The organism is Anaerolineae bacterium, from assembly GCA_014360855.1.
GTDB lineage: Bacteria > Chloroflexota > Anaerolineae > JACIWP01 > JACIWP01 > JACIWP01.
In genome coordinates this window covers 1-3,513 of sequence record JACIWP010000027.1, presented here as the reverse complement: position 1 = coordinate 3,513, position 3,513 = coordinate 1, and the positions used below count along the sequence as shown (strand labels likewise).

Annotated in this window: 4 protein-coding genes and 2 tRNA genes; 2 read left to right on the top strand and 4 right to left on the bottom strand. The window is 66.6% G+C overall.

Going from position 1 to position 3,513, the window contains the following annotated elements; all coding sequences use genetic code 11:
- Window positions 1-164: 164 nt before the first annotated feature.
- Together H5T60_02685 and H5T60_02680 are read right to left on the bottom strand one after the other, a co-directional pair.
- Window positions 165-239 (bottom strand) — tRNA-Gly (locus H5T60_02685).
- Window positions 240-243: 4 nt separating this feature from the next.
- Window positions 244-319: transfer RNA gene (locus tag H5T60_02680), tRNA-Phe, on the bottom strand.
- A gap of 249 nt (window positions 320-568) precedes the next feature.
- On the opposite strand from H5T60_02680, the gene H5T60_02675 reads away from it, so the two are divergent.
- Together H5T60_02675 and H5T60_02670 are read left to right on the top strand one after the other, a co-directional pair.
- Complete coding sequence (locus H5T60_02675) at window positions 569-1,561, top strand: GNAT family N-acetyltransferase (protein MBC7241335.1); 993 nt, start codon at window positions 569-571, stop codon at window positions 1,559-1,561.
- 86 nt (window positions 1,562-1,647) lie between these two features.
- Window positions 1,648-2,028 (top strand): phage holin family protein, encoded by a 381-nt coding sequence (locus H5T60_02670; GenBank protein MBC7241334.1) that lies wholly within the window; start codon window positions 1,648-1,650, stop codon window positions 2,026-2,028.
- Here the strand turns inward: H5T60_02670 and H5T60_02665 are convergent.
- Both H5T60_02665 and H5T60_02660 read right to left on the bottom strand, forming a co-directional pair.
- The gene (locus tag H5T60_02665) at window positions 2,025-3,260 is read right to left on the bottom strand and encodes a glycosyltransferase family 9 protein (GenBank protein ID MBC7241333.1); all 1,236 of its coding nucleotides are present in this window, start codon (window positions 3,258-3,260) and stop codon (window positions 2,025-2,027) included. The genes H5T60_02670 and H5T60_02665 overlap by 4 nt on opposite strands.
- Window positions 3,250-3,513, bottom strand: a 264-nt coding sequence (locus H5T60_02660; GenBank protein MBC7241332.1) for a glycosyltransferase, incomplete at its 5' end; no start/stop codon positions are given. The genes H5T60_02660 and H5T60_02665, both read right to left, overlap by 11 nt.

Below are 3,513 nucleotides of genomic sequence, written 5' to 3'. Positions count from 1 at the left end.
TTCCAGGCGTTTGGTCTGGACTTTCACGTGTTTTCTCCTTTCACCGGCCATAAGTGCGAGTTGATTATAACATAGGACAGAGGTGGTGAGAAATTCCTGGCGGCTCCTGCTCCACCGCCGGCCAAAACAAAGGCCCTCGCGTCTGCGAGGGCCTGCGCCTCTCATGGAGCGGAAGACGGGATTCGAACCCGCGACCCTCTCCTTGGCAAGGAGATGCTCTACCGCTGAGCCACTTCCGCTTGCTGGTGCCAAGGCCCAGACTCGAACTGGGGACACCTTGATTTTCAGTCAAGTGCTCTACCACCTGAGCTACCTTGGCACTGGCACATATATTGTACTGAAGGAGGCCCATCTTGTCAAACGCTGGATAGTCGCTCAATTTTCCAGCGTCACAGCCTGCGGCCGTTATGGGTATAGCCTCGTGCTAATCCTGAATATATCTGCATCTGTGTGCTCGCCGGCCTTTTCTGCCTGGCTGGACAGCGCGGCGGATTTCCATTACAATGAAAAGTGTGAATCGGGAACGCCGGCGGCTCTCTCGCCGGCCCAGGATGCCTGCATGACCAGTATGGCAACCTCTCGCCCAACGCGTCAGAACGGCCTGCGCCTGCTGGACCCGGGCCGGGACCTCTTCCAGGTCGCGGACCTCATCGAGGAGGCCTTCGCCTCCGAGATGGGCGAACCGGGATTCGCGGCGGTGCGCGAACTGCGCGCCATGGCCGCCATGGGCCCGCTGTGGTGGACGCTCAGCCGGCTCAGCGCCGACTTCCAGGATTCCTTCACCGGCTTCGTGTGGGAGGAGGACGGCCGCATCGTCGGCAATGTGACGGTAAGCCGCACGGGGAGCGGCTCTGCCCGCTGGCAGATATCCAACGTGGCGGTACAGCGGGATTTTCGCGGACGCGGCATCGGCCGCCGGCTCATGGAAGCGGCCATCGCGTTGGCGCGCGAGCGGGGCGGGGAATGGGTGCTCCTCCAGGTGCGGCACGATAATATGCCGGCCCTGCACCTGTATGAGTCGCTGGGGTTCGAGAGCCTGTACTCCAGCGTGGAGCTGTACCGCGTGGGGCCGGCCGAGTCTCTGCCGCCGACGGCACTGCCCGCCGGCTGGGTCCTGCGGCGGCTGGGGGCCGGCGATTGGCGCTCCCGCCATGCGCTCCAGATGGCGGCGGTCAATCCCCTTGAGCGGTGGGTGCGCAATATCCCGCCGATGGCCCAGCCGCCTTCCTGGGTCCGGCGGGCCGGCGAGATCGTCTCCGCCCTTCTGCTGGGCGGCGGTCCGAGGACGGAAGGGGCATTCGCCGGCGGCCGGCTGGTGGCGCTGGTGGAAGCCCGCCCCCAGGGCTTCGACGCCTGGCGCCTGATCCTGCTGGCGGCGCCGGACGTGCGCGGCCAGGTCGAGGAGACCTTGGTGGTGCGCTCGCTGGAATATATCCGGCCGGGCAAAAAGACCCGCGTGGAATGCGAGCACCCCGCCGGCCACCAGGAAGGCATCACCGCGCTGAAGGCCTGCGGCTTTCAGGAGCGCCGCACCCTCATCACCATGCGGCGCAGGTTATAACCGCCCATCGAGCAAAGGATGAGGATGGTGCCATCGGGCCTGGTCAATCCCGCCCGACAATTCACTTACATGAAAGGACAGCGGTCATGCGAAAGCTGATTTTGCGCTGGATCATCAACGCCGTGGCATTATGGGCGGCGGCGGAATTGGTGCCGGGCATCACCTACGAAGGGGGATGGCTGGTGTTGGCCGGCGTGGCGATCATCTTCGGGCTGGTGAATGCCCTCCTCCGTCCGGTGTTGAAGCTCCTGACCTGTCCCCTCATTATCCTGACCCTGGGACTGTTCACCCTGGTCATTAACGCGTTGATGCTGTGGCTGGCATCGGCGGTCGCCGGCTGGCTCGGCCTGGGTTTCCACGTGGCGGACTTCACCGCCGCCTTCCTCGGCGGGGTGATCGTCAGCGTGGTCAGCGTCCTGCTCAGCCTGCTGGTGTTTGATGAGGACCGCAAGCATGCTCGTCGCTAACGCGTAAGGACCCGTGCCCCTGCTGTGTATCCCCGGCGCTCCAGCAGTTCTTCCGCGGCGCGGAGCACTTCCACGGTGGAGATAGTCTCCATACATCGGTGACGGGGAAGCTCCTCCCGCGGGAAATCGAGGCGGTTGCAGGGTGCACAGGGACAGTTGGCGCGGATAACGACATGCTCCGCCGGCCGATCGCTCCAGGGGCCGAACAGGGCAGGATCCGCCGGCCCGAACAAATGAATGGTGGGTGTCCCCACCGCCACCGCCAGATGAAGCGGGCCGCTATCCGCGCCGATGACCAGGTCGCTCTCCATCAGCAGGGCGGCGAGCTGGCCCAGGGTGGTACGGCCGGCGGTCACCACTGCCTCCTCGCGCATCCGGGCCGCCACCTTCCAGGCCTGGCTGATGTCTGACCGCGCTCCGGTGATCAGGATGTGGGCGCCGAACTGTCTTGCCAGCGCGTCCCCGACCTCGGCGAAGCGCTCCGCCGGCCATTCCTTGACCGGGGCACCGGCACTGGGGTGCAGGACGACCAGCGGTCGGCCGTCATCCAGCCGGCGGCCGGCCAGCAGATGCCGTGCGGCCTCCCGCTCCTCCTCTGTCAGGCGGAAAATGAGCCGGGGGAAATCGTTCGGCTGGCTGATGGGAAGGCCGGCCAGCGTCAGCGCCTGTTCGACGAGCATTAGGTTGCGCTGGACCTCGTGCTGGACGCCGGCGTAGGGGACAGCGTGGGTCAGGAAATGGCGCAAGGGCATGGTGTCATAGCCCAGGCGCAGAGGGATGCCGGCCAGGTAGCATAACAGGCCGGCCCACCAGTGGTCGAAGCGCAGGATGACCGCCAGGTCATAGCGCCGGCGCCGCAGGCGCCGAGCCTCGCGCCACAGCAGGACGTACGGCGCCCAGGGTGGGCCCTTGGGGGCGCGGGTAAAGCCGGGATAGGGGAAAGCCTCGATGTCTCCCACCGGCGGCCCGTGCTCGGTGGCTTCCCTGGCCCACGGCCCCACGGACAGGGTCGTTTCGATGCGGCCGGCAGCCGTCTCCCGCCACCGCTCCAGCGCCGGCGCGGCGAACAACACATCCCCCAAATGGTCCGGGCGGATGATGAGGGCGCGCTGGATGGAAGAGGGCCGGCGCGGTCTCCCCAGGATGGGGGCAGAGAGCCGGCGGAAGAGCCACAGCAGGCCGGCGCGCCAGCGCTCCCGCGCTGATGAGCGGGGCAGGGTTTCATCCGGCATAGAGCTGTTCGAGGCGCGGCACAAGGGCTGACCAGGCATAGTGCGCTTCCACAAACTGGCGGGCGCGCCGGCCCAGCTCCTGCCGCAGGCCGGCGTCTCGCAGGAGCCGGATAGTGTGGCCGGCGAACTCCTCCGGCGTGTCTCCCAGCAGAAGCTCCCGCCCATGTACGACGCCCAACCCCTCACAGCCCAGCGAGGTGGAGACGATGGCCTTCCCCATAGCCATGGCGCTGAGGACCTTCAGCCGGGTACC

Excerpts from the sequence above, each read along its gene's own strand:
- H5T60_02675 (MBC7241335.1), top strand. The coding sequence starts at position 569 with ATGGCAACCTCTCGCCCAACGCGTCAGAACGGCCTGCGCCTGCTGGAC.
- H5T60_02670 (MBC7241334.1), top strand. The coding sequence starts at position 1,648 with ATGCGAAAGCTGATTTTGCGCTGGATCATCAACGCCGTGGCATTATGG.
- H5T60_02665 (MBC7241333.1), bottom strand. The coding sequence starts at position 3,260 with ATGCCGGATGAAACCCTGCCCCGCTCATCAGCGCGGGAGCGCTGGCGC.